Raw genomic sequence first — 21,806 nt, 5'->3', positions numbered from 1 at the left:
CGTCATACTTCCCACCCTTCAACGGAGCCTGCACGCCGTGAACACCACTTGCACCTGCACATCGTCAGATACGTTCGTCTTCCTGCGCGCCTGGCTGCGCAATCCGCTGCGGGTTGCCTCCGCCATTCCCTCGGGCCGCTCGCTCGGCCAGTTGATCACCCAGGAGATCGATCCGGCATGCGGCCGGGTGATCGAGCTCGGACCCGGCACCGGCGTCTTCACCCGCGCCCTCATCGGCCGCGGTGTTGCCGAGAGCGATCTGGTGTTGATCGAAGAAGGCCGCGAATTTACCGGCATGCTGGCAGAGCGGTTTCCGCAGGCAGCGATCGTGGAAAGCGATGCGGCGAAGATTGGCCAGCTTGAACTTGGCGGTCCGGCAGGCGCCGTCGTCAGCGGACTGCCGCTTCTCTCGATGCCGCCGCGCCAGGTGATGGGCATTCTTGCCGGCGCCTTCAGGCATCTCGGCAATCAGGGCAAGTTCTACCAGTTCACCTACGGGCCGCGCTGCCCGGTGCCGCGGCCGATCCTCGACCGGCTGGGCCTGAAGGCGGTGCTCGTCGGACGGACGATCCAGAACTTTCCGCCGGCTGCGGTCTATCGCATTTCCCGGCGCAATCCGCTGGCCTTCTGGCAGCGCAACGCGGATTGAAGCGGGCGGGAGCGGTGAGAGCCGCTCCCGCTTTCGTCATCAGATATCGAACTGATAGCTCTTCGGCACGAAGCGGTAGCCCGCGCCTTGCTTCTCGACAAAGCCGACGGCCGGGAACGGCATGTGATAGCCGAGGAAGGCGATCTTGTCAGTGGCGATCAGGTCGAACACCTTTTTGCGCGATGCTGCGGCTTCCGCCTTGTTCATGTCGAAGCGCACCTCCCATTCGGGATGCAGCAACGACAGGATGTAGTGGTTTGCGGTATCGCCGGTGAAGACCATCTGCTTGTTATCCGACTGCGCATGGAAGACCATGTGGCCGGGCGTGTGACCGGGCGCCAGCATGGCGGTAATGCCGCTGACGACGGAATCGCCTTCCTTGATGAAGGTGGTCTTTTCGGCAAAGGGAACGACATTGGCGAGAACCGCCTTGTGGCCGCCTTCGGCCGGCGTGCCTTCGCGGGCCTTGTCCGTCCAGAAATCGTATTCCGCCTGTCCTGCGACATAGCGGGCATTCTTGAAGGCGGGAGCACCGTTCTCCATCATGCCGCCGATATGGTCGCCGTGCATATGCGTGAGCGCCACGACGGTGACGTCATCGGCCGAGTAGCCGGCGGCCTTCAGGCCATCCTGCAGCTTGCCCATGCCGCGCTCGCGGGCGCCGGCGCCGAAGCCGGTATCGACGAGGATCACATCCGATCCGGTATCGATGATGGCGGGCGAATAGCTGTTCACGAACTTGTCGCCCGGCAGGAAATTGTCGGTCAGCAGCTTCTTGACCGTTTCCGGATCCTGATTGGTGCCGAAGGTCTCGAAGGGTTTCTCCAGCACGTTGCTGCCATCGCGGATGGCGGTGATCTTGAACGAGCCGAGCTTGAATTGATTGATCTCTGGCAATGCCGTCGTCATTTTACCTGTATCTCCAGTCGCGGCCGCCTGGGCCGTCGTTCTTAAAATGGCCGGCGCTGCCAGCAGGCCAAGGCCTGCGGCAAAAAGTGTGCGCCGCTTCATCCCCAATGAAACTGCCATATATGGATCCTCCGGCAATGTGCGATCTTTTCGCACCCATCCCTTGTGAATTCGCCGAGATTTCTTGCCCCGGCGGCGTAAGCATATGTCAATCTTGAAAGGAGAAGTTGCCGAACAAGCCGTCTCACGCAGACGTGAAGCAGATGTGTAAACTTCGGCGTTTCCGGGATTGGCAGAGACCTAGACCAGGACTAAACAGCACCCGCCCCCAAGACCACCATTCAAGGCTTTCGCCTATGAACCGCATTGTTCCGCTGATCCTCGCCGTCGCTCTGTTCATGGAGCAGATGGACTCGACCGTCATCGCCACCGCCCTCCCAGCGATCGCCAATGACCTGCACGTCAACCCGATCACCCTGAAGCTTGCGCTGACATCCTACATGGTGTCGCTCGCCGTCTTCATTCCGATCAGCGGCTGGATGGCCGACAGGTTCGGCGCCAAGAACATCTTCCGCCTGGCGATCTGCGTTTTCGTCGTCGGCTCGATCTTCTGCGCCTTCTCTTCGAACCTCGTCGAATTCGTCATTGCCCGCTTCCTGCAGGGCATGGGTGGCTCGATGATGACGCCGGTCGGGCGTCTCGTGCTCGTCAGGACGACGCAGCGAAGCGATCTCGTATCGGCCATGGCGCTGCTGACCATCCCGGCGCTGGTGGGGCCTCTTGCCGGACCGCCGCTCGGCGGCTTCATCACCACCTATTTCAGTTGGCACTGGATCTTCCTGATTAACGTGCCGGTCGGCGTTGTCGGCGTTTGGCTGGCGACGATCTTCCTGCCGCATGTGGAGGCGACGAGGCCACCGAAACTCGATTTCATAGGCTTCATCCTGACTTCGGTTTCGGCCGCCGGCGTGGTCTTCGGCCTGTCGGTCGTCAGCCTGCCGGCATTGCCGCCGATCATCGGTATTGCCGCCACCGTCATCGGCCTCATCTGCGGCTGGCTCTACGTCCGCCATGCCAAGAGCCATCCGGCGCCGATCCTCAATCTCGATCTGTTCAAGAACGCAACGTTCCGCGCCTCGACGACGGGTGGCACGCTGTTTCGCATCTGCGTCGGCGCCATGCCCTTCCTGACGCCGCTGATGCTGCAGCTCGGCTTCGGCCTGACGCCGTTCCAGTCCGGCCTCATCACCTTCTCGGGCGCGATCGGCGCGATCACCACCAAGTTCATGGCGCGGCGCGTCTTTGCCGCCGTCGGCTTCCGCTCGACGCTGCTGACCGCTGCCTGCGTGACCACCGTCGTCACCGCCGCTACCGGCTTCTTCACGCCCGAGACCCCGCATCTGGCGATCGTCATGATCCTGCTGATCGGCGGCTTCTCGCGCTCCTTCATCTTCACCGGCATCAATGCGCTGGCTTTCGCCGACATCAAAGACTCGGAAGCCAGCCAGGCGACGTCGATGAGCTCGGTGCTGCAGCAGATCAGCCTGGCGCTCGGCGTTTCCGTCGCCGCCATGATCCTGGAGACCTGCATCTATTTCCGCGGCGAGGCGCTGCAGGTGGCGGATTTCCATATGGCCTTCTACGTGATCGCCGCGCTGACGATCATCGCCATGATCCCGTTCATCCGCATGGACAAGAATGCTGGCGCGCTGGTCTCCGGCCATCGCGGCAAGCGCGTGGCGCCTGCCGTCATGGAAGCCGAGCAGCCGGCGGTGAAATAGCTCACTCCGGCTGTTCGCAGACGGCGCTCAGCTTGTTGCCGTCCTGATCGCGGACATAGGCGGCGTAAAAATCCGCATGGAACGGGCGAAGGCCCGGCTTGCCTTCATCGACACCGCCAGCGGCGATCGCCGCGGCATAGAAGGCATCGACATCGGCCCTCGATGCTGCCGATAGCGCCACCATGGTGCCGTTGCCTGCCGAGCCCCGGCGGCGGTTGAAGGGCGTGACGATCCACAGACGGCAGCGGCTATCGCCATCCGCCGAATAGCCGATTTCTTCTTCCGAATAGCGCTGGCAGCGATAGCCGAGCAGAGGCAGCACGGCGTCATAGAAACGCCGGGCCCGCTCGACGTCATTGGTTCCGAGGGTCACATAGAGAAGCATAGGTCGATGGCAGTCCTGTCTTGGGACTGTCATAATCGCCCGAGATCCCTGGAAAGATCAAGCTTCCGTAACGTCAGTTTGCGCCTGGCGGCCCTTGAAGCCCTTGGCGAGCAGGAACATCTCCACGGATTCCGCCCGCGAGGACGCCGGCTTGACGTGCACGACCTGCTTGAAATGCTGTTTCAGCATGGTCAGGAGTTCGCGCTCGGTGCCGCCCTGGAAGGTCTTGGCCAGGAAATGACCGCCCTCGCCCAGCACTTCGATCGCAAAATGCGCCGCGACCTCGCAGAGATGCATGGTGCGCAGGTGATCGGTGCGGTGATGGCCGGTCGTCGGCGCCGCCATGTCGGAGATGACGAGATCGGGCGTACCGCCGACGGCTTCGATCAGCCTGGCAGGCGCTTCCGGATCGAGGAAGTCGAGCTGCAGGATCTTGACGCCGGGGAGCGGCGCCATTTCCAGGAAGTCGATCGCGGCAACGCGGATATCCTCATCAGTGGAATCGGTCACCTTGGCGGCGATCTGCGACCAGCTGCCCGGGGCGGCGCCGAGATCGATGATGCGGCGCGCACCCTTGAGGATGCCGTGCTTCTCGTCGATCTCCAGCAGCTTGAAGGCGGCGCGGGCGCGATAGCCTTCCAGCTGCGCGCGCTGCACATAGGGATCGTTGATATGGCGGTTCAGCCACTGGCGCGAGGACGCCTTCATCTTCTTGTTCTTGACGCGCTGGCCGAGCTTGCGGCCGGTGCGGTTGCCCGCGATGGGTGCCTTGGTCATTCTTCCCCTACCTTCCACGCTGGCCGCGGCGATTGCGATGGCGGCGCCAGACGCCGTCATCCGCCATCATGTCCGTCAGCAGGCCTTCTCTCAAGCCGCGATCGGCAACGCGCATGCGCGGGCTCGGCCAGCGGCGGCGGATCGCCTCCAGAATGGCGCAGCCCGCCAGAACCAGATCGGCCCGGTCAGGCCCGATGCACGGATTGGCGGCGCGGCTTGCAAAATCCCATGAGAGCAGCTTTGCCTGCATGGCCGAAACTTCGTCATCCGAGAGCCAGATGCCATCCACCTTGCGGCGATCGTAACGCGGCAGATCGAGATGCACGCCGGCCAGCGTCGTGACCGTACCCGAAGTGCCGATCAGATGGAAATCGGTCGATTCGACCACCTCGATCTCCGGGCAGATGAAATTCGACAGCATGCCGGCCACTTCGGAGACCATGCCCTCGAAAACATCGGGCGTCACATCGCGCCCGCCATGCCGCTCCGAGAGCGTGACGACGCCGACGGGCAGCGACGTCCAGTGGGTGATGTGATTGGCAAGGCGGCTGAAACGGTTTTCGCCGATGCGGATGACGGCGATTTCCGACGAGCCGCCGCCGATATCGAAGAGCACGACCGAGCGCGTCTCGCGCCCGACCAACGACGAGCAGCCGGAGACGGCAAGGCGCGCTTCAGTTTCGCGGTCGATGATCTCGAGCTCAAGGCCGGTTTCGGCAACGACGCGCTTCAGGAAGTCTTCGCCATTCGACGCCTGACGGCAGGCTTCGGTGGCGATCAGCCGCATGCGGCGGATCTCGCGGTTCTTCAACTTGCCGGCGCAGACGCGCAGCGCATCGACGGCGCGGTCCATCGCCTCGTCGGAGAGACGGCCGCTCGCCGCCAGCCCCTCTCCAAGCCTGACAATGCGCGAAAACGCATCGACGACGCGGAACTGGCCAGGACGGGTCGGCTGGGCGATCAGCAGGCGGCAATTGTTGGTGCCGAGGTCGAGCGCGGCATAGAGCTCGTCCGGCCAGGGATGTTCGTGGGCGTGATGTTCGCGCTCGGGAAGCCGCGGCGGACGCTGCAGCTCGCTGCCGCGCGGCTCGGCGGCACCATTGGCGCGCGCCGAAGCGGGGGCAGAAACAGCAGACGGCTGGACGGCCGCCTTGCCCGGCGTCAGCGGACGGCCCTGCAGGCCGCGCTTGCCGCGATGCTTGCGCCGGTTGCGGCGCGAGGGATGCTCCGAATCACCGGCGCTCGATGCTGCTGCTTCGGGCGCCTTTTGCGGATGATTGTGTGCGGGAGCCCCGGAATCGGCCTGTCCTGCGGCATGACCACCGCCACGGCGGCGGCGCTTGCGTTTGCGGGACGGATTCCCTGCTGCGTTTTCCGTCGGGCGCGCAGCGTCTCCGGGGGTGCCGGAGGCGGTCTGCGAAGCGGCCTGGGGCGCGTTGCGGGATTGCCCGCCACGTTTCCCCTTGCGGCGCCGGGACTTTTTACCGTCCTTGCGTCCTGCCGCTGGCGCCCCGTCAAATTGCGGCTTGGCGCCGCCTTCGGGGTCTTCCACGTTCTTTTTCCACGCGCCGCGCAAGGCCTGACCGGTATGCTGCTGGCGCTCATTAGATTTTTGCGTTGCCGCAAGAATACCAGCGCATGCGAAAATCACCAAATTCTTTTTGAAATCAGTTTTAGAAGGCCCTGAAACGCCCCTTCCACAGCTCTCTCGATTTTTTTCAAAACAGGTATTTGCATTCCGCCGTCTTTTGGTTATAAGCCCCGCACGACAGCGAAGCGGCCGACAGCGCCGCTCCTGCTGGGGAATAGTTCAATGGTAGAACGACGGACTCTGACTCCGTTAATCTTGGTTCGAGTCCAGGTTCCCCAGCCAAATCTTTTTCTTCCTTATCAATGTGTTCGCCCTCGGCATCTGAATAGCCGCTTTCACTCACATTCGTTGGCGTGCTGAGCGAGATCTCCCATTTCCGCTTCCCGCGCCCGCTTTGATAGGCCAGATATTCTCCCGATAGCGCGTCGATAAGAGAGACGAGGCAGATGAGCAGGCTTGCAATGTCGCAGCGTGACGCGAATTTAAAGGCCCGCATACAGCGCTGGCGCGATGCCTTTCGCGACAACACAACCGGTATCAATAAGACCATGCACGATATGGTCTGGTACTACGCGGCGTTCCGCACGGCTCTCAAGATAGTAAACCTTTCGACAGAGAAGGGCGATCAAGGGCCGCCTCTCAATGAGATGATGTTTGACCTCGTGCAAACCGGATATTGGTCAAGCCTATTAATCGGTGTCCGTCGACTTCTTGATGCCAGCAGCGCACTTAGCGGGAAACGAGGCGTCTATTCGCTCCGTTCAGTAATTCGAGATATCGAAGCATCTAGATCTCTGATCACCCGTCGTGTTTACGTCGAGTGGGTCTGTGAAGCACAGTATGACGTCGAGCGCTTAAGGAAGCAGCACTGGGAAACTTTACGTGCAGCCGATGGCAAAGCGGTATGGGGCGACCCTGAGTTGCCTAAAAGCGAATGGAGCCACCGTTATTTTGACCGCCTAAGCAGCGTGTCCCCCGATGAACGCGCACCAGATGACCTAATCGATGCAAGAACTTTTATGTTGCTCGAAGCGCGTTTGGCACGGTTGGATTCAATTGCCGAATACGTCAGCTCACATGTTGTTCATGCAGGCAACGTTGAGAGCAGGCAGGGTAGAGGCATTGGTGACTTCAACATTGAGGATGCTCGCCTAGCGCTGAAAGAGCTTAAGCAGATAAGCGACCTCGTAGGCATTTGGTTTGCCGGCGCGAGCAGTGCGGGTCTTGCAACGTATATCGGCGATCAATTTTTAGGCTTAGACAGCCCGATGGTTACTCGCGCTGAAATCACCACTTTGGAGCAGCAGTGGCACGAGATCGAGCAAGATGTTGCAGGCTGGTCGACATCGCTAGGGGAACTATAGCCCCCTCACCCCGCCGTTGGTGAAGCAAACTCATGCCATTCCGCCTCGGACCCGTGGAACACGTTCAGATCGATCTTCCCTTCCACACCCTGAGAAAGCCCTGAACCCGAATATTGCCAGAGCATCCAGCGGCGGCCGGGATAGACCTGGGCGGGGTGGGCGGCGACGGAGCGGAGCCAGAAGGGGTGGTTCTGGAACTGGCCGCGCAGGTTGTCGCGGTAGAAGTCGGGCGCGGTGTAGATGATCGGGCGCTTGCCGTAGTGGCGCTCCAGCTTGTCCATGAAGACCTGCATCTTTTCGACGACGCGCTCGGGTGACGGGCGGCGCTTGCAGCTGGATTCGCCGTTCCACTCGACGTCGATCACCGGCGGCAGGGCGTCCGGGTCGCGCGGGACGTTGCGGATGAACCAGTCGGCCTGTTCGCCGGCGGTGCGGCACCAGTAGAAGAAGTGATAGGCGCCGCGCTTCATGCCGGCGGCCTTGGCGCGCTGCCAGTTGGTGCGGAACATCGGGTCGAGATGGTCGCCGCCGTCGGTCGACTTGATATAGGCGAAGTTGGCGCCCTGGCTGCGCAGCGTCACCCAGTCGATATCGCCCTGCCAGCGCGAGACGTCGACGCCGTGGACGGCGAGCTTGCGCGGCGAGGCGCGGCCGAAGTTGATCGGCTTGGCATCGCGGAAGCGGTGGGCATAGATGCGCGAGCGGGTGCGCGGAGAAAAGGCGGGTTCGGCAACGGGCGGCGGTGCTGCCATCAGCGCTTCGGGGCGCTCTGCCGGAACGGGGGCGCCGACCATGCGATCAACCGGCTCGAAAGCCTGCGGCTGCGGCACGCGGCCTGCCCAGGCGAGTTCTTCCTGATGCGGAACGGCGGCGGGCGGGGCGACTTCGGCCATGATGGGGGCTGCCGGAACGGCGGCAGGCGGCGGTGAAGCGGAAACCGAGCTCGTCGTTTCCTTCGACACGACGCCTGATACCAGGCCCTCCGGGGTCGTGCTGGATGCGCAGCCCGAAATGGTCAGGCAGGCAAGAAAGATCGCGGGTACAGCCGAAAAACGCATGGAACTCGTACACAACACAGAAAACGACACTGACGCATCCAGCCTGAACGAGGCCGGACGAATGGCTAACGGCAGTTTACTGGGAAATGTTGAATCCAATCTTTACGCCGGAATTTTCCGGACGAGCGTGTCATTTCCGCACGAGATCGGCTGATCCAGACACAGAAAACCCGGCGTTTCACCGCCGGGTCCGGATGCGATCCTGTTCATTCGAGGTGTCAGCGGCGCATCAGGCGCATGACGAGCGATACGACGAAGAGAACCAGGAATATGAAGAAAAGAACCTGCGCTATGGACGCCGAAGCGCCTGCAATGCCGCCGAAGCCGAGCACGCCGGCAATCAGTGCCACGACGAGGAATACCAGAGCGTAATACAGCATGGCGATCTCCTATGCGTTGGACTGACATAATAACGGCCGCCCAAGGACTTAGTTCCATCGGGCGGCCGGATCCGGCACAGATTGGCGGTAAAGCTCAGCCGAAGTTGAAAACGGCGCGCTCGGCGCGGTCGCCCTGATCGGGTGCAGGCGGCTCGGCGGCATCGAGATAGAACTTCACGGGTGCGGTCAGCACGAACCAGACGCAGGCGCCCGCCATGAAGGCGTGACCGACGGGATCGTCGCTGCCGGCCAGAAACGGCAGGCCGCCCGAGACCGAAAGCACCGTCATGCGCAGCGACCATTCGGCCTCACGCTTGGAGACGGCGCGGGCGCGGGCCGACTTGTATTGGCGGGCATCATAGGCATTGGATTTCTTCAGCCGCAGCAGCTTGCGCAGCGACGGCAGAGCGAGCGCCACGAGCGTGGCGATGCTGAGCGCCAGCGGCATGCCCGCGAGACCATACCAGCAGCCTGCCGTCAGCAGCGAGATGACGGTGAGATTCCAGACCGGCTCCAGCCGCTCCGGCGCCTGGCCGGTGCGGATATGCCATGCCTTGAGCACGCTCGCCGCGCCGTCAAGCAACGGCTCGTCGATATAACGATTGATCCAGTTCACGCTGATGCGCCCCTTCATTAGGAGAGGCTCAGCCAAAACCACGCAAAATCGGCATGAAGATGGCGAGAGCGCCTCAAGCCGTCAGTTTTGGCCTGACGGCATCGGCAATTTCGCGCATGCGATCGACCGGCGCATGGCCGATCAGCATGAAGGCATGGGTGGCTGTCGACCAGTAGATAACGTTCATGCCCTTGCGCCCCTCGATGTCGGGCTCCTTCTCGCCCTTGTCTGAGCGGACGATACAGAGCGCCATCGGCCCGGTCTCGGGATCGAGATAGGCGATCTGAGCCAGGGGGTGGTCGTCATATTCGAGCAGCTGGGCGCGCTTGAAATCGACACCCGGCAGGGCGACGGCCTCCGGCGAAAGGTTGAGGCCGAGCTTGCTATCGACGCGGGCGAGCTGGGCGGTCTGGACATCGGCGGGGGGAACCGGGCCTGCCAGCGTGTCCGGCGTATAGAGCGCGATATATTCGGCAACGACGCTGCGCCATTCGCTGCCCTCGTCGCGGCCGAGATTGCGGCCGATGCCGAGATAGGCGCGGTCGGCGATGATGCCGACGGCAAGCGATGCGGCGAGTGCGCCGAAGAGACCGCGGCGGGTGATGGCGGAGCGCTCCGTTTTGGCAGCGGCAGCGGGCGCCGGGATTGCCGCAAGCATCGCTTCCAGCCGGTCTTTCGGAGCTTCATCGAGCAGTGGCGCGAAGGCCTCGCGGAACGGCATGCTGCCGTTTGCCAGAAACTCGATACGGGCGGCCACTTCCTCGTCTTCATTGGCAAGCGCTTCGATGCGCGCCATCTCCTGCTGCTGCAGTTCGCCGTCGAGGAAGGCGGTTAGCTGTTCGTCGGAAGGCATGCGGATGTCGCTGGTCATGGGCGCCCTCCTTCGGCTGTTTCGGCGGAGAGCCTGGCGCGGGCGGCGGCGAGGCGGCTCATCACGGTTCCGATCGGTATGTTCAAGATTTCTGCGACCTCACGATAGGCGAGCCCTTCGACATAGGCGAGGAATACGGCACTGCGCTGAGCCTCCGGCAAGGCATCGACCTTGCGCAGCAGCTGGGCGGCGGCGACATGGGTTTCCGTTGCCCCTGCCCCATCGAAAACCAGGGCTTCCTCGGCATCGGCAAAGCCTTGGCCCTGCCGCACCTTGCTGGCCCTGATCTCGTTCAGCCAGATGGAATGGAGAATGGAAAACAGCCAGCGGTCCAGCCGGGTGCCCGGCTCGAACTGGGCGGCGCGTTCCAGCGCCCGCACGCAGGTCTGCTGCACGAGATCTTCAGCGACATCCCGCTTGCGCGAGAGCACGAGGCCATAGCGCCAAAGACGGGAGAGATGCTCCGTCAGGCCCGTCCTGATATCCGCTTCGCTCGCGATGGCCGCCTCCGCGCCTGCTGTTTTCGGCGGTGCCGCCGGTTTGACCGGCGACTCCGATTTCGCGCGACTATAGGCAAGAAACGGGGCGTGTGCGACCGCCATCAGAGCAATCCTTTGCAGCCGGCTTCGCCCATTTCCCGACGCCTCAGATCTTCGAGGGATCGATGATCGCGGCGTTCAGATCCTGATACTCTTCGCAGCCGGTGCCGCAGATCGTCTTGATCGTTGCCAGCTGGTCCTTGGCCATGTCGAGCTGGCCCTTGATGACGTAGGCCTCGCCGAGATATTCGCGAACCTTGGCATATTGCGGATCGAGCTTCACGGACTGCAGGTAGTAGGAAATGCCTTCATCGGTGCGGCCGAGCTTGCGGGTGGCATAGCCGCGGTAGTTCAGCACTTCGGCGTTGTTCTGGTCCTTGACCGTGTCGAGCATGGCGAGCGCTTCGTCATAGCGGGCGGCCTTTGCCAGCGAATACGCATAGTCAGTGCGGTTCTCGTCGGTGATGTTGGCGCTGCTCTGCTTCACGCACTTCTTGGCCTTCTTGTCGTAGACCTCGCCCTTCTTGCAGACCGGCATGGTCTCGCTGTCGTCGCCCGCGGCGAAGACCGGGACGGAGCATGCCGACGCGGCAATCAGGCCGCCGAGGACGAGAGAAGCGATACGGACAGTCGTGGTCGTCATGGGAAAATCTCCAGGGAAAATGACGTTGCGGGCCGAGAACACTGCTGGCCGGGATTTTATTCGGCGGGGCTGACGATTTTCTCCGATCACCTTTTTGTGAGGGCTCCGCGCCGAATAAAGCCGGTGCCCGGGTGTTCTCCGCCCGCCGGCAGAACAAGGAGAACTCCGTGAACCCAACGGTGAAACTGCTCAGTCTCGCGACCGCCGTTCCGACTGATATCATTACGCAGGAGGAGGCCGCAGCTGCCTCCGCGCGGCTGTTTGCGCATCGTTTCAAGGATTTCCGGCATCTTGCCGGCGTGTTCGAGAATGCCGGGATCAGCAAGCGGCATGCAGCACGGCCGCTCTCCTGGTTCGACACGCATCACGGCTGGCAGGACCGGATGGAGGCCTATGCTGAGGTCGCCAGCCAGCTCTTTGCCGAGGCGGCGGAAAAGGCGCTGGCGCAGGCCGGTATCTTTGGAAGCGATATCGACTGCGTGGTGACGGTCTCCTCGACAGGGATCGTGACGCCGAGCCTCGATGCGCGTCTTGCCAGAAAGCTGGGGTTCAGGGCGGATATCGAACGTGTGCCCGTTTTCGGGCTCGGCTGTGCGGCCGGTGTTTCCGGTCTCGGCATCGCGTCGCGGATCGCGGCGGTGCGGCAGGGCAAGACAGTGCTTTTCGTGGCGCTCGAGCTCTGCACGCTGGCCTTCCGGCTGGACGAGCTGACGCGGCCGAACATTATTGCCACCGCGCTGTTTGCCGATGGCGCGGCGGCCTGTGTGCTGCAGAATGGCGAGCGCGGCATCGCCGAGGTGGAGTCTTCGGGCGAGCATCTCTTTCCGGATACGCTCGATATCATGGGCTGGAAGATCGACGATACCGGCTTCGGCATCCTGCTGGCGCAGTCGCTGCCGCCCTTTGCCGAGCGCGAGCTTGGTCCGGCGATCGATGGCATTCTTTCGCGCAGCGGGCTCACCCGCCGGGATATCGGCCGCTTCATCTGTCATCCGGGCGGCGCGAAGGTGATCGGCGCCATGGAGACGACGCTTGGGCTGGAGCCGGGAAGTCTCGATCACGAGCGCGCGGTGCTTGCCGAATTCGGCAACATGTCGTCGCCGACAGTGCTCTTCGTGCTGGAGCGCGCCATCCGCGCGGGCCTGCCGGAGCGCGCCGCCGTCATCGCCATGGGACCCGGCTTTTCCGCAAGCTGCGTGACGCTGAAGAGGATCGGATGATGCTGCCTTCCCTCCTTCTCCTCGGCTTCGTGACACTGCAGCGGCTGGCCGAATTGCTGATTGCAAGACGCAACACGCGGGCGCTCATGGCCCGCGGCGCACGAGAGGCGGGGGCGGCGCATTATCCTGTCATGGTCGCGCTGCACGCGGCTTGGCTCGGCGGTCTCTGGCTGCTGGCGCTTGGGCATCAGGTGCAGGTTGGCTGGCTGGCGGTGTTTCTGCTGCTGCAGGCGCTGCGAGTCTGGGTGCTGATGACATTGAAAGGGCGATGGACGACGCGGGTGATCGTGCTGCCCGGCGAGCAGCTGGTGACAGCAGGCCCCTACAGGCTCTTCAGGCATCCGAACTATGTGATCGTGGCAGTCGAGATCGCGGCGCTGCCACTTGCCTTTGGCCTCCCCCTCTACGCCCTGCTTTTCTCCATTCTCAACGCGGCGATGCTGTGGGTGCGCATCGGCGTTGAAAATGCCGCACTGAGCGGGCAATGAAATTGAAATGAAAGGCGATTTTTCGTTTGCACCGCGGCCAGCCTAAGGGCATTTTCGGGTCTTGGAACTCAGTGGGCTGCAAGAAAAAATGACCAAGACTGCGATCGTTCTCGGTGCCGGTATCATCGGTGTTTCGACTGCCATTCATCTGCAACGCCGCGGGCGGCAGGTGGTGCTGGTCGATCGCAAGGCACCCGGCAACGAAACGTCGTTCGGCAATGCCGGTCTCATCCAGCGCGAGGGCGTGGTGCCCTACGGCTTTCCGCAGCAGCTCGGCCTGTTGCTGCGGTATGCGCTGAACAACCGCATCGACGCCCATTATCACCTGAAGACGCTGCCGAAGCAGGTGGCGTTCCTCGCCCGCTACTGGTGGAACTCCAATGCGCGCCGCCACGAGGCGATCACCCGCGCCTATGCGCCGCTGATCGAGAACTCGGTTTCCGAACACCGCGACCTGATCGAATCCTCAAATGCCGAGGCGCTGATCCGCAAGGACGGCTGGATGCGGGTGTTCCGCACCCAGGAGAAATTCGACGAGGCGGTGGCCGAGGCAGCGCTCTGGGAGCGCGAATTCGGCGTCACCTATGACAAGCTCGGTTCCGCCGATGTTGCCGGCATCGAGCCGGGGCTGACGCAGACCTTCAAGGGCGGCCTGCGCTGGCGCGATCCGTGGTCCGTGCTGGATCCGCATGCGCTGACGGCCGCCTATTGCGCCTATTTCGAAAGCATCGGCGGCCGCTTCGTCAGCGGTGACGCCAACTCGCTGGGACAGGCCGGTTCCGGCTGGCGGATCGCGACCGTCGAAGGGCCGGTCGATGCCGATGACGCGGTGCTGGCGCTTGGCCCCTGGGCGGCGGTGGCGACGAAGCGGCTCGGCTATTCCTTCCCGCTCGGCGTCAAGCGCGGCTATCACATGCATTACGCCGCGCAGGGCAATACCGTGCTCAACAACTGGACGCTCGATGCCGAACGCGGCTATTTCCTGGCGCCGATGAACAAGGGCATCCGCCTGACGACCGGGGCGGAATTCGCAACGCTCGATGCGCCGAAGACCCCGGTGCAGCTCGATCGCGCCGAGAAGGTGGCCCGCACCATCTTCCCGCTCGGCGAGCGCCTCGACCCGGAACCGTGGATGGGCGCCCGCCCCTGCACGCCGGATATGATGCCCATCATCGGAAAGGCGCCGCGCCATAACGGCCTGTGGTTCGCCTTCGGTCACGCCCATCACGGGCTGACGCTCGGGCCGGTGACCGGCCGGGTGCTGGCAGAGCTCATCACCGGCGAGACGCCGTTTATCGATATCTCGGCCTATTCGCCGCAGCGCTTCAATGCCTAAGCGCTTGCGTAATTTAGCTTTTCGGCGCCAGATGAATCCGCATCGCGCCGCTTCAAGGAAATAGGATTCCTCCAAATGTGGAGCCTGAAGTTCTAGTATTGCGCTAGAATTTCAGGAGAATCCAATGTCCATCGCTTCACCCAGCCTTCCCGGGCTGAAAGAACCATCGCTCGGAACGCCGGGCCTCGGCTCGCTTGCCGTCCTCGTTCTCGGCACGCTGCTGCTCGGCTATTTCTACGGACCGGCGCAGGGCGCGCTGTTCCTCGTCGGCGGGGCGCTCGGTATCGCGCTCTATCATGCCGCCTTCGGCTTCACCTCCGCCTGGCGCGTTCTCATTCTCGACGGCCGCGGCCGCGGCTTGCGAGTGCAGATGATCCTGCTTGCGATCGCCGTGGTGCTGTTCTTCCCGTTCCTCGCAAGCGGCACGCTGTTCGGCCATGAGGTGAAGGGCTCGGTTTCGCCTGCGGGCCTCGGCGTCATCGCCGGATCCTTCATGTTCGGCATCGGTATGCAGCTTGGCGGCGGGTGCGCTTCGGGCACGCTGTTTACCGCCGGTGGCGGCAATGCGCGCATGCTGATCACGCTCTTGTTCTTCGTCATCGGCTCTGTGCTCGGCACCGTGAATTTCGACTGGTGGGTGAGCCTTCCGTCGCTGCCTCCGACTTCGCTCGTGCAGAGCTTCGGCGCCGTGGGCGGTATCGCGGTTTCGCTTCTGATCTTCGCTGCCGTCGCCTGGATCAGCGTCATCGTCGAAAAGCGCTGGCATGGCTCGCTCGAGCAGCCGGCCCCCTCGCCGCGACAGGGCCTTTCACGCTTCCTGCGCGGTCCCTGGCCGCTGGTGCTCGGCGCCGTGGCGCTTGCGCTTCTCAACTTCGTGACGCTCGCCATCGCCGGCCGCCCCTGGGGCATCACCTCAGCCTTTGCGCTCTGGGGTGCGAAGGGCGCGCTGCTGCTCGGCATCGACCCGACCGCCTGGGCCTACTGGCAGACGCCGGCCAATGCCAAGGCGCTTTCCGATAGCGTCTTTGCCGATATCACCTCGGTCATGGATTTCGGCATCATCGCTGGCGCAATGCTCGCATCATCGCTTGCCGGCCGCTTCTCGCCGAGTTGGGATATCCCGCTGCGCTCGGTCGTTGCAGCTGTCGTCGGCGGTCTGCTGCTCGGCTATGGCGCGCGCATCGCCTATGGCTGCAATATCGGCGCCTATTTCTCCGGCATCGCATCGGGCAGCCTGCATGGCTACCTCTGGGCGTTTTCGGCCTTTGCGGGGAATATCGTCGGGGTGAAGTTCCGCCCGTTCTTCTTCCTGGAAAAGAAGAACCTGCGCCGGATCGACGGCTAGGAAATACCGAGCGGCGCGAGCTTGTTTCGCGCCGCTTCCGCAATTCCCTCGATCGTATCGTCGATATCGACGGTGACGACGCCGGGTTCGCCGGTCGGGACTTCGAGGGTTGCGAGCTGGCTTTCGAGCAGCGAGGCCGGCATGAAATGGCCGGTGCGGTGGCCCATGCGGTCGGTCAGCAGCTCCTTCGAGCCGTCAAGATAGACAAAGAAGAGATTGCCGCCGGCGGCACTGCGCAGCCGCTCGCGGTAGATGCGCTTCAGCGCAGAGCAGGAGACGATGACGCCCTCTCCCTTGGCGAGCGCGGCCTTGATCGTCTCGCCGATGAGATCGAGCCAGGGCATCCGGTCGTCGTCTGTCAAGGGAATGCCCTTCGACATCTTCTCGACATTGGCGCGTGGATGAAGCTGGTCGCCTTCGACGAAGCGGAGGCTGAGCGCCTCCGCCAGTTTCTCGCCGATCGAGGATTTGCCGGAGCCGCTGACGCCCATGACGATGATGGCATGGGGCTTGCGGTCGATCTCCGGCATTTCTGATCCTCGTTTTCGGGCTATCGTCCCTTAGGAAGCAACGGCCGCCTTGCGGGCCAGACGTGCCCGGATGGTATCGACATCGGCTCGCGGCGTCGCCGCAAACAGCGTCTTGGTATAGCTGTGCTGCGGATCGCTGAAAACCTGATCGCGGCTACCGTATTCGACTGCTTCGCCGAAATACATCACCATGACGTCGTCTGCCATGTAGCGAACGACCGAGAGGTCGTGGCTGATGAAGACGTAGGTGAGGTTCAGCTCGTCCTGCAGGTCGGCGAGCAGGTTCAGCACCTGTGCCTGCACCGAGAGGTCGAGCGCCGAGACCGGCTCGTCGAGAACCAGAAGCCGCGGCTTCAGCATCAGGGCGCGCGCAATGGCGATACGCTGGCGCTGACCGCCGGAGAACATGTGCGGATAGCGATTGAAGTGGATCTCCTGGAGACCAACCTTCTTGAGCATCGCCATCGCCAGTTCGCGGCGTTCGGCAGCGGGCGTATTGGTGTTGATGATCAGCGGCTCCATCAGGATATCGCCGATCTTTTTGCGCGGGTTCAGCGAACCATAGGGGTTCTGGAAGACGATCTGTACCTTGCGGCGGATCTCGGGCGTCAGGTCGCCGGCGGCGATATCCACCTTCTTGCCGTCGATCATCAGCTCGCCCGCCGTGGCAGGGTCGATCATGGTGACGATGCGGGCAAGCGTGGACTTGCCGCAGCCGCTTTCGCCGACGATCGCCAGCGTCTTGCCCTGCTCGACCTTGAAGCTCACGCCCTTGACGGCATGAACGGTCTTTGCCTGCTTGAAGAGGCCGCCCGGCAGATAGTAGTCGCGGACGATATTCTTGGCTTCGAGGACTGGCGTCATTGAGCCGCTCCCTGATTGAAAAGCTCGCCGATAGTCGGCAGGCGATCACCGGTGGCGTTGTCGGGAAGAGCGGCGAGCAGAGCGCGTGTATAATCGCTCTTCGGCGCTTCGAAGAGCGACAGGACGTCGGCCTCTTCCATCTTCTTGCCCTTGTACTGAACGATCACGCGATCGGCGGTTTCCGCGACCACGCCCATGTTGTGGGTGATCATGATCAGGCCCATGCGATGTTCCGTCTGCAAGCGCATCAGGAGATCGAGGATCTGCTTCTGGATCGTGACGTCGAGCGCGGTGGTCGGCTCGTCGGCGATCAGGAGCTTCGGATTGCAGGCAATCGCGATGGCGATCATCACGCGCTGGCACTGACCGCCCGACATCTGGTGCGGGAAGTGGTTGAGCCGCTCGGCCGGGTTCGGAATACCGACCGCCTCGAAGAGTTCGATCGCGCGCTTGCGGCGGGCGGTCTTGTCGAGGCCGAGATGGATCTTCAGGACTTCCTCGATCTGGAAGCCGACCGTGAAGCACGGATTGAGGCTGGCGATCGGTTCCTGGAAGATCATCGACATGTCCTTGCCGATGATCTGGCGGCGCTGAGCACCGGACATGCCGAGCAGGTTCTGGCCGTCGAAGACCATCTTGTCGGCGGTGACCTTGGCGGTCCAGGGTAGAAGGCCCATGGCGGCCAGCATCGAGACCGACTTGCCGGAACCGGATTCACCGACAATGGCGAGAACTTCGCCCGGATCGACCTTCAGGGAGACGCCGTCCACGGCACGGAAGGCACCGGTCGACGTCTGAAACTCGACGACGAGATTTTCGATTTCGAGAAGTGCCATATCAGGACCTCTTCAGCTTGGGATCGAGCGCATCACGCAGGCCGTCACCCATCAGGTTGATGGCAACGACGGTGATGAGGATCGCGAGACCCGGGAAAGTGACCACCCACCAGGCGCGCTGGATGAACTCGCGCGCTTCGGCAAGCATCGTGCCCCACTCGGGTGTCGGCGGCTGTGCGCCCATGCCGAGGAAGCCGAGGGCGGCGGCATCGAGGATCGCCGCCGAGAAGGCGAGCGTTGCCTGAACGATCAGCGAGGCCAGGCAGTTCGGCAGGATGGTCTTGAACATCAGGCGCAGCGTGCCGGCACCGGCAACGCGGGAAGCGACGACATATTCCTTCTCGCGTTCGCTCATGACGGCAGCACGCGTCAGGCGGACGAAGTGCGGCTGGTTGACGATCGAGATGGCGATCATCGCGTTGGTCAGGCCCGGGCCGAGAACCGCGACCAGCACGAGGGCGAGCAGCAGCGACGGGAAGGCCAGGATGATGTCCATCAGGCGCATGATGACGATGTCGACGCGGCCGCGGAAATAACCGGCAACGAGACCGATCAAAACGCCGGCGACGACCGAGAGCGTGACGACGACGACGCCGATGAACAGCGAGAAGCGCGCGCCGTAGATCAGACGCGACAGGATATCGCGGCCGACGGCATCGGTGCCGAGCGGATAGGAGAAGCTGCCGCCGTCCATCCAGAACGGCACCGACAACAGAAGCTGGCGGTTCTGCTCGTCAGGCGCATGCGGAGCGACGATTGGCGCACCGATGGCGATGACGAGGATCAGCAGGAAGATGAAGAGGCCGATGACGGCGCCCTTGTTTCGCGAGAAATAGTACCAGAACTCCGCGAGGGCGGATGGCTGGCCGGTTTTGGTAGATACCGTGCTCATGGGCCGCTCCTAGTGACGAATACGCGGGTTGATAAGGCCATAGGTGACGTCAACCAGCAGATTGACCAGCATGATGATGCCGGCGATCAGCAGAAGACCACCCTGGACGACCGCGTAGTCACGCTTGAAGACCGCATCGACCATCCACTTGCCGATACCCGGCCAGGAGAAGATCGTCTCGGTCAGGATCGCGCCTGCGAGAAGCACGCCGACCTGCAGACCGATGGTCGTGATGACGGGGATCATGGCATTGCGCAGCGCGTGGACGCCGACGACACGCAGGGGCTTCAGACCCTTGGAGCGGGCGGTGCGCACATAGTCCTCACCCAGCACTTCGAGCATCGCCGAGCGCGTCTGGCGCGCGATGACGGCCAGCGGAATGGTAGCGAGAACGATGGTCGGCAGGATGAGATAGCTGACGGCGGACTTGAAGGCGCCGGCCTGGCCGGACAGCAGACTGTCGATCAGCATGAAGCCGGTGACCGGCTTGAAGAAATACATCAGCGAGATGCGGCCCGAAACGGGCGTCCAGCCGAGATAGCCGGAGAAGAAGATGACGAGCAGCAGGCCCCACCAGAAGATCGGCATCGAATAGCCGATGAGGGCAACGCCCATCACACTCTGGTCGAACCAGGTCCCTCGCTTGACCGCGGCGAAGACGCCGGCGGGAATGCCGAGCAGAGCCGCCAGGATGATGGCGCAGAGCGACAGTTCCAGCGTAGCCGGGAAGAGCGTGAAGAATTCGCCGAGAACCGGGCGCTTGGTGACGATCGAGGTTCCGAGATCGCCGTGCAAGACCTTACCCAGGTAATCGAAATACTGCACATACATCGGCCTGTCGAAGCCGAGATCATGCATGATCTGGGCGTGACGTTCAGGCGCCATGACTCGTTCGCCCGACAACAACATGACGGGGTCGCCCGGAAGCAGGCGGATGAACGAAAAGGCGATGAGCGAAACGCCGAGGAACGTTGGGATCAGCACCGCGAGGCGGCCGATGAAAAAACGTAACATGGCAGGTGTCCAATAGTTTCCGGCGGTCAGGATGATCCTGACCGCCGGCCAAGCCCGGCTCTCGCCGGACAGTTTACAGATTTTCTATTATTCGGAAATGTCCACGCCGTCGAAGCGGTGGATACCGAGCGGGTCCATGTGGAAGCCCGTGACCTTCTTGCTCATCGGAACGAAGACGACCGAGTGGTCGATCGTTGCCCAAGGAGCTTCCTTCTTGAAGATCAGCTGAGCCTGCTCATAGAGCTTGGTGCGTTCTGCGACGTCGGCCGTCTGCTTGGCCTTCTTCATCAGATCGTCATAGTCCTTGTTGCACCACTGAGCGCGGTTGTTACCGCCAACAGCCGTGCAGCCGAGCAGCGTGTCCATGAAGTTGTCCGGGTCGCCGTTGTCGCCGGTCCAGCCGAGGATGACGGCGCCATCGCGCTTCACGTCGGAGGAGAGCTTCAGGTATTCGGCCCATTCATGGGTAACGATTTCGACCTTGACGCCAACCTTGGCGAAGTCGGCCTGCATCAGTTCAGCTGCGCGGCGTGCGTTCAGCATGTACGGACGCGAAACCGGCATTGCCCAGATCTTCATCGAAAGATCCTTGATGCCTGCAGCTTCAAGAGCCTTCTTCGAGCCTTCCGGATCGTACTTGTCGTCAACGACGGCATCATTGTACGACCACATCGTCGGCGGGATCGGGTTCTTGGCAACGGTGGCGGCGCCCTGGAAGACGGCGTCAACGATAGCCTGCTTGTTGATCGCCATGTTCAGCGCGCGGCGGACTTCCGGCTTGTCGAAGGGAGCCATCTGCGTGTTGTAGGCGAGGAAGCCGATGTTGAGGCCCGGCTGTTCGGCAACGGTGAGGTTCTCGTCCTTCTTCAGCTCGGAAACGTCAGCAGCGTTCGGATAAGGAACGATGTGGCATTCGCCGGCCTTCAGCTTCTGGGCGCGGACCGAAGCGTCGGTGGTGATCGCGAATACGAGATCGTCGATCTTTTCCTTGCCCTTGAAGTAGGTTTCGTTGGCCTTGTAGCGGATGACGGCATCCGGCTGGTAGGCAACGAAGGTGAAGGGACCGGTGCCGAGCGGCTGCTGGTTCAGCTGAGCCATCTTGCCGTCAGCTGCGAGCTTGTCGGCATATTCCTTGGAAACGATCGATGCAAAGTCCATGGCGAGGTCGGCCAGGAACGGAGCTTCCGGACGGTTCAGCGTGAACTTGACCGTCAGGTCGTCAACCTTTTCGATCGACTTGACGAGATCCGGGAAGCCCATGCCGGCAGCGTATTCGTAAGAACCGCCTTCAACATACTTGTTCCACGGATTGTCGGCGCGCAGCTGGCGCTCAAACGAGAAAACGACGTCATCGGCCGTCAGGTCACGCGTCGGCGTGAAGAAGTCGGTCGTCTGGAACTTTACGCCCGGATGCAGCTTGAAAGTGTATTCCTTGCCGTCGTCCGAAACGGTCCAGCTGTCGGCAACGCCGGGCTCGATCTCCGTACCGCCGTGCTTGAATTCGACGAGGCGGCTGTAAACCGTACGCGAGGAAGCGTCAAAGGTCGTGCCTGCGGTGTAGAGGCTCGGATCGAAGCCTTCCGGCGATCCCTCAGAGCAGTAGACAAGCGTCTTGGAGTAGGCGGCGGTGGCCATGACCGAAGCCAGGGCTGTCGCTGCCAGCAGGACAGAGAACTTTTTCATGATGTTGTTTCCCAGGTTTGTTCTTTTTGATCTTT

Annotated in this window: 23 protein-coding genes and 1 tRNA gene; 8 read left to right on the top strand and 16 right to left on the bottom strand. The window is 62.5% G+C overall.

All coding sequences use genetic code 11. From position 1 onward, the window contains the following. Positions 1-37 precede the first annotated feature (37 nt). Positions 38-649 (top strand): class I SAM-dependent methyltransferase, encoded by a 612-nt coding sequence (locus tag ABIE40_RS03460; RefSeq protein WP_199626225.1) that lies wholly within the window; start codon positions 38-40, stop codon positions 647-649. 39 nt (positions 650-688) lie between these two features. Here ABIE40_RS03460 and ABIE40_RS03455 read toward each other — a convergent pair whose 3' ends face one another. After that, positions 689-1,678, bottom strand: a complete 990-nt coding sequence (locus ABIE40_RS03455) for an MBL fold metallo-hydrolase (RefSeq protein WP_199626224.1) — start codon at positions 1,676-1,678, stop codon at positions 689-691. A 236-nt stretch (positions 1,679-1,914) separates the two neighbouring features. Between ABIE40_RS03455 and ABIE40_RS03450 the strand changes: the two genes are divergently transcribed. Then, positions 1,915-3,339 (top strand): DHA2 family efflux MFS transporter permease subunit, encoded by a 1,425-nt coding sequence (locus tag ABIE40_RS03450; protein ID WP_199626223.1) that lies wholly within the window; start codon positions 1,915-1,917, stop codon positions 3,337-3,339. Between the two features lies 1 nt (position 3,340). Here the strand turns inward: ABIE40_RS03450 and ABIE40_RS03445 are convergent, their stop codons facing one another. Genes ABIE40_RS03445 through ABIE40_RS03435 form a run of 3 tightly spaced genes read right to left on the bottom strand, consistent with a single transcriptional unit; the run spans position 3,341 to position 6,053 of the window. Next, positions 3,341-3,724: a VOC family protein gene (locus ABIE40_RS03445; protein WP_199626222.1), complete on the bottom strand. Its 384-nt coding sequence runs from the start codon at positions 3,722-3,724 to the stop codon at positions 3,341-3,343. Between the two features lie 57 nt (positions 3,725-3,781). Next, positions 3,782-4,501: an RlmE family RNA methyltransferase gene (locus ABIE40_RS03440; RefSeq protein ID WP_130279010.1), complete on the bottom strand. Its 720-nt coding sequence runs from the start codon at positions 4,499-4,501 to the stop codon at positions 3,782-3,784. A gap of 7 nt (positions 4,502-4,508) precedes the next feature. Next, the gene (locus ABIE40_RS03435) at positions 4,509-6,053 is read right to left on the bottom strand and encodes a Ppx/GppA phosphatase family protein (protein WP_199626221.1); all 1,545 of its coding nucleotides are present in this window, start codon (positions 6,051-6,053) and stop codon (positions 4,509-4,511) included. 247 nt (positions 6,054-6,300) lie between these two features. Between ABIE40_RS03435 and ABIE40_RS03430 the strand changes: the two genes are divergently transcribed. Next, a tRNA-Gln gene (locus ABIE40_RS03430) sits at positions 6,301-6,374 on the top strand. Positions 6,375-6,538: 164 nt separating this feature from the next. Then, the gene (locus ABIE40_RS03425; RefSeq protein WP_354540959.1) at positions 6,539-7,456 is read left to right on the top strand and encodes an AbiU2 domain-containing protein; all 918 of its coding nucleotides are present in this window, start codon (positions 6,539-6,541) and stop codon (positions 7,454-7,456) included. A 5-nt stretch (positions 7,457-7,461) separates the two neighbouring features. Here ABIE40_RS03425 and ABIE40_RS03420 read toward each other — a convergent pair whose 3' ends face one another. From ABIE40_RS03420 to ABIE40_RS03395, 6 genes are all read right to left on the bottom strand, one after another. Next, positions 7,462-8,469 (bottom strand): glycoside hydrolase family 25 protein, encoded by a 1,008-nt coding sequence (locus ABIE40_RS03420; RefSeq protein WP_354541063.1) that lies wholly within the window; start codon positions 8,467-8,469, stop codon positions 7,462-7,464. A 263-nt stretch (positions 8,470-8,732) separates the two neighbouring features. Next, the gene (locus ABIE40_RS03415) at positions 8,733-8,894 is read right to left on the bottom strand and encodes a DUF1328 domain-containing protein (protein WP_112387679.1); all 162 of its coding nucleotides are present in this window, start codon (positions 8,892-8,894) and stop codon (positions 8,733-8,735) included. A 94-nt stretch (positions 8,895-8,988) separates the two neighbouring features. Then, complete coding sequence (locus ABIE40_RS03410; RefSeq protein WP_199626219.1) at positions 8,989-9,528, bottom strand: hypothetical protein; 540 nt, start codon at positions 9,526-9,528, stop codon at positions 8,989-8,991. A gap of 55 nt (positions 9,529-9,583) precedes the next feature. Continuing rightward, entirely contained in the window at positions 9,584-10,381 is a 798-nt protein-coding gene (locus ABIE40_RS03405) for an anti-sigma factor family protein (RefSeq protein WP_199626218.1), read from the bottom strand. After that, positions 10,378-10,983, bottom strand: a complete 606-nt coding sequence (locus ABIE40_RS03400) for an RNA polymerase sigma factor (protein ID WP_199626217.1) — start codon at positions 10,981-10,983, stop codon at positions 10,378-10,380. The genes ABIE40_RS03405 and ABIE40_RS03400 overlap by 4 nt, the downstream gene beginning before the upstream one ends. A gap of 43 nt (positions 10,984-11,026) precedes the next feature. Then, complete coding sequence (locus ABIE40_RS03395) at positions 11,027-11,563, bottom strand: tetratricopeptide repeat protein (protein ID WP_199626216.1); 537 nt, start codon at positions 11,561-11,563, stop codon at positions 11,027-11,029. Between the two features lie 167 nt (positions 11,564-11,730). Between ABIE40_RS03395 and ABIE40_RS03390 the strand changes: the two genes are divergently transcribed. From ABIE40_RS03390 to ABIE40_RS03375, 4 genes are all read left to right on the top strand, one after another. Beyond that, entirely contained in the window at positions 11,731-12,783 is a 1,053-nt protein-coding gene (locus tag ABIE40_RS03390; RefSeq protein ID WP_199626215.1) for a type III polyketide synthase, read from the top strand. Continuing rightward, entirely contained in the window at positions 12,780-13,271 is a 492-nt protein-coding gene (locus ABIE40_RS03385) for an isoprenylcysteine carboxyl methyltransferase family protein (RefSeq protein ID WP_199626214.1), read from the top strand. Before ABIE40_RS03390 ends, ABIE40_RS03385 begins: the two co-directional genes overlap by 4 nt. Positions 13,272-13,359: 88 nt before the next feature. Beyond that, on the top strand, positions 13,360-14,607 hold the full coding sequence (locus tag ABIE40_RS03380) for an NAD(P)/FAD-dependent oxidoreductase (RefSeq protein WP_112713150.1): 1,248 nt from the start codon (positions 13,360-13,362) through the stop codon (positions 14,605-14,607). Between the two features lie 124 nt (positions 14,608-14,731). Continuing rightward, positions 14,732-15,952 (top strand): YeeE/YedE family protein, encoded by a 1,221-nt coding sequence (locus ABIE40_RS03375; protein WP_199626213.1) that lies wholly within the window; start codon positions 14,732-14,734, stop codon positions 15,950-15,952. Here the strand turns inward: ABIE40_RS03375 and ABIE40_RS03370 are convergent. The 6 genes from ABIE40_RS03370 to ABIE40_RS03345 form a co-directional block, all read right to left on the bottom strand. Continuing rightward, positions 15,949-16,482, bottom strand: coding sequence for a gluconokinase (locus ABIE40_RS03370; RefSeq protein ID WP_199626212.1), 534 nt, complete (start codon positions 16,480-16,482; stop codon positions 15,949-15,951). The genes ABIE40_RS03375 and ABIE40_RS03370 overlap by 4 nt on opposite strands. A 30-nt stretch (positions 16,483-16,512) precedes the next feature. Further along, positions 16,513-17,346, bottom strand: a complete 834-nt coding sequence (locus tag ABIE40_RS03365; protein WP_112713156.1) for a dipeptide ABC transporter ATP-binding protein — start codon at positions 17,344-17,346, stop codon at positions 16,513-16,515. Continuing rightward, positions 17,343-18,182 carry an ABC transporter ATP-binding protein gene (locus ABIE40_RS03360; RefSeq protein ID WP_112713158.1) on the bottom strand — a complete coding sequence of 280 codons (840 nt, stop codon included), beginning with the start codon at positions 18,180-18,182 and terminating at the stop codon, positions 17,343-17,345. The genes ABIE40_RS03365 and ABIE40_RS03360 overlap by 4 nt, the downstream gene beginning before the upstream one ends. Position 18,183: 1 nt before the next feature. Further along, complete coding sequence (locus tag ABIE40_RS03355; RefSeq protein WP_112713160.1) at positions 18,184-19,074, bottom strand: ABC transporter permease subunit; 891 nt, start codon at positions 19,072-19,074, stop codon at positions 18,184-18,186. A 9-nt stretch (positions 19,075-19,083) separates the two neighbouring features. Further along, positions 19,084-20,088 (bottom strand): ABC transporter permease subunit, encoded by a 1,005-nt coding sequence (locus ABIE40_RS03350; protein WP_112713162.1) that lies wholly within the window; start codon positions 20,086-20,088, stop codon positions 19,084-19,086. Positions 20,089-20,175: 87 nt separating this feature from the next. Further along, positions 20,176-21,771: an ABC transporter substrate-binding protein gene (locus ABIE40_RS03345; protein ID WP_112713164.1), complete on the bottom strand. Its 1,596-nt coding sequence runs from the start codon at positions 21,769-21,771 to the stop codon at positions 20,176-20,178. Between the last annotated feature and the right edge of the window lie 35 nt (positions 21,772-21,806).

Source organism: Rhizobium sp. OAE497, from assembly GCF_040546565.1.
In the GTDB taxonomy this organism is placed as follows: Bacteria; Pseudomonadota; Alphaproteobacteria; order Rhizobiales; family Rhizobiaceae; genus Rhizobium.
Note: the sequence above shows the minus strand (reverse complement) of the source record. Positions and strands in the feature narration are given on the sequence as shown.

Bases quoted from the DNA above. Each gene is read 5' to 3' on its own strand.
- ABIE40_RS03395 (WP_199626216.1), bottom strand. From the start codon at position 11,563: ATGACGACCACGACTGTCCGTATCGCTTCTCTCGTCCTCGGCGGCCTG.
- ABIE40_RS03410 (WP_199626219.1), bottom strand. From the start codon at position 9,528: ATGAAGGGGCGCATCAGCGTGAACTGGATCAATCGTTATATCGACGAG.
- ABIE40_RS03425 (WP_354540959.1), top strand. From the start codon at position 6,539: ATGAGCAGGCTTGCAATGTCGCAGCGTGACGCGAATTTAAAGGCCCGC.
- ABIE40_RS03380 (WP_112713150.1), top strand. From the start codon at position 13,360: ATGACCAAGACTGCGATCGTTCTCGGTGCCGGTATCATCGGTGTTTCG.
- ABIE40_RS03375 (WP_199626213.1), top strand. From the start codon at position 14,732: ATGTCCATCGCTTCACCCAGCCTTCCCGGGCTGAAAGAACCATCGCTC.
- ABIE40_RS03450 (WP_199626223.1), top strand. From the start codon at position 1,915: ATGAACCGCATTGTTCCGCTGATCCTCGCCGTCGCTCTGTTCATGGAG.
- ABIE40_RS03345 (WP_112713164.1), bottom strand. From the start codon at position 21,771: ATGAAAAAGTTCTCTGTCCTGCTGGCAGCGACAGCCCTGGCTTCGGTC.
- ABIE40_RS03405 (WP_199626218.1), bottom strand. From the start codon at position 10,381: ATGACCAGCGACATCCGCATGCCTTCCGACGAACAGCTAACCGCCTTC.
- ABIE40_RS03355 (WP_112713160.1), bottom strand. From the start codon at position 19,074: ATGAGCACGGTATCTACCAAAACCGGCCAGCCATCCGCCCTCGCGGAG.
- ABIE40_RS03370 (WP_199626212.1), bottom strand. From the start codon at position 16,482: ATGCCGGAGATCGACCGCAAGCCCCATGCCATCATCGTCATGGGCGTC.
- ABIE40_RS03455 (WP_199626224.1), bottom strand. From the start codon at position 1,678: ATGGCAGTTTCATTGGGGATGAAGCGGCGCACACTTTTTGCCGCAGGC.
- ABIE40_RS03415 (WP_112387679.1), bottom strand. From the start codon at position 8,894: ATGCTGTATTACGCTCTGGTATTCCTCGTCGTGGCACTGATTGCCGGC.
- ABIE40_RS03440 (WP_130279010.1), bottom strand. From the start codon at position 4,501: ATGACCAAGGCACCCATCGCGGGCAACCGCACCGGCCGCAAGCTCGGC.
- ABIE40_RS03350 (WP_112713162.1), bottom strand. From the start codon at position 20,088: ATGTTACGTTTTTTCATCGGCCGCCTCGCGGTGCTGATCCCAACGTTC.
- ABIE40_RS03360 (WP_112713158.1), bottom strand. From the start codon at position 18,182: ATGGCACTTCTCGAAATCGAAAATCTCGTCGTCGAGTTTCAGACGTCG.
- ABIE40_RS03445 (WP_199626222.1), bottom strand. From the start codon at position 3,724: ATGCTTCTCTATGTGACCCTCGGAACCAATGACGTCGAGCGGGCCCGG.
- ABIE40_RS03385 (WP_199626214.1), top strand. From the start codon at position 12,780: ATGATGCTGCCTTCCCTCCTTCTCCTCGGCTTCGTGACACTGCAGCGG.
- ABIE40_RS03365 (WP_112713156.1), bottom strand. From the start codon at position 17,346: ATGACGCCAGTCCTCGAAGCCAAGAATATCGTCCGCGACTACTATCTG.
- ABIE40_RS03400 (WP_199626217.1), bottom strand. From the start codon at position 10,983: ATGGCGGTCGCACACGCCCCGTTTCTTGCCTATAGTCGCGCGAAATCG.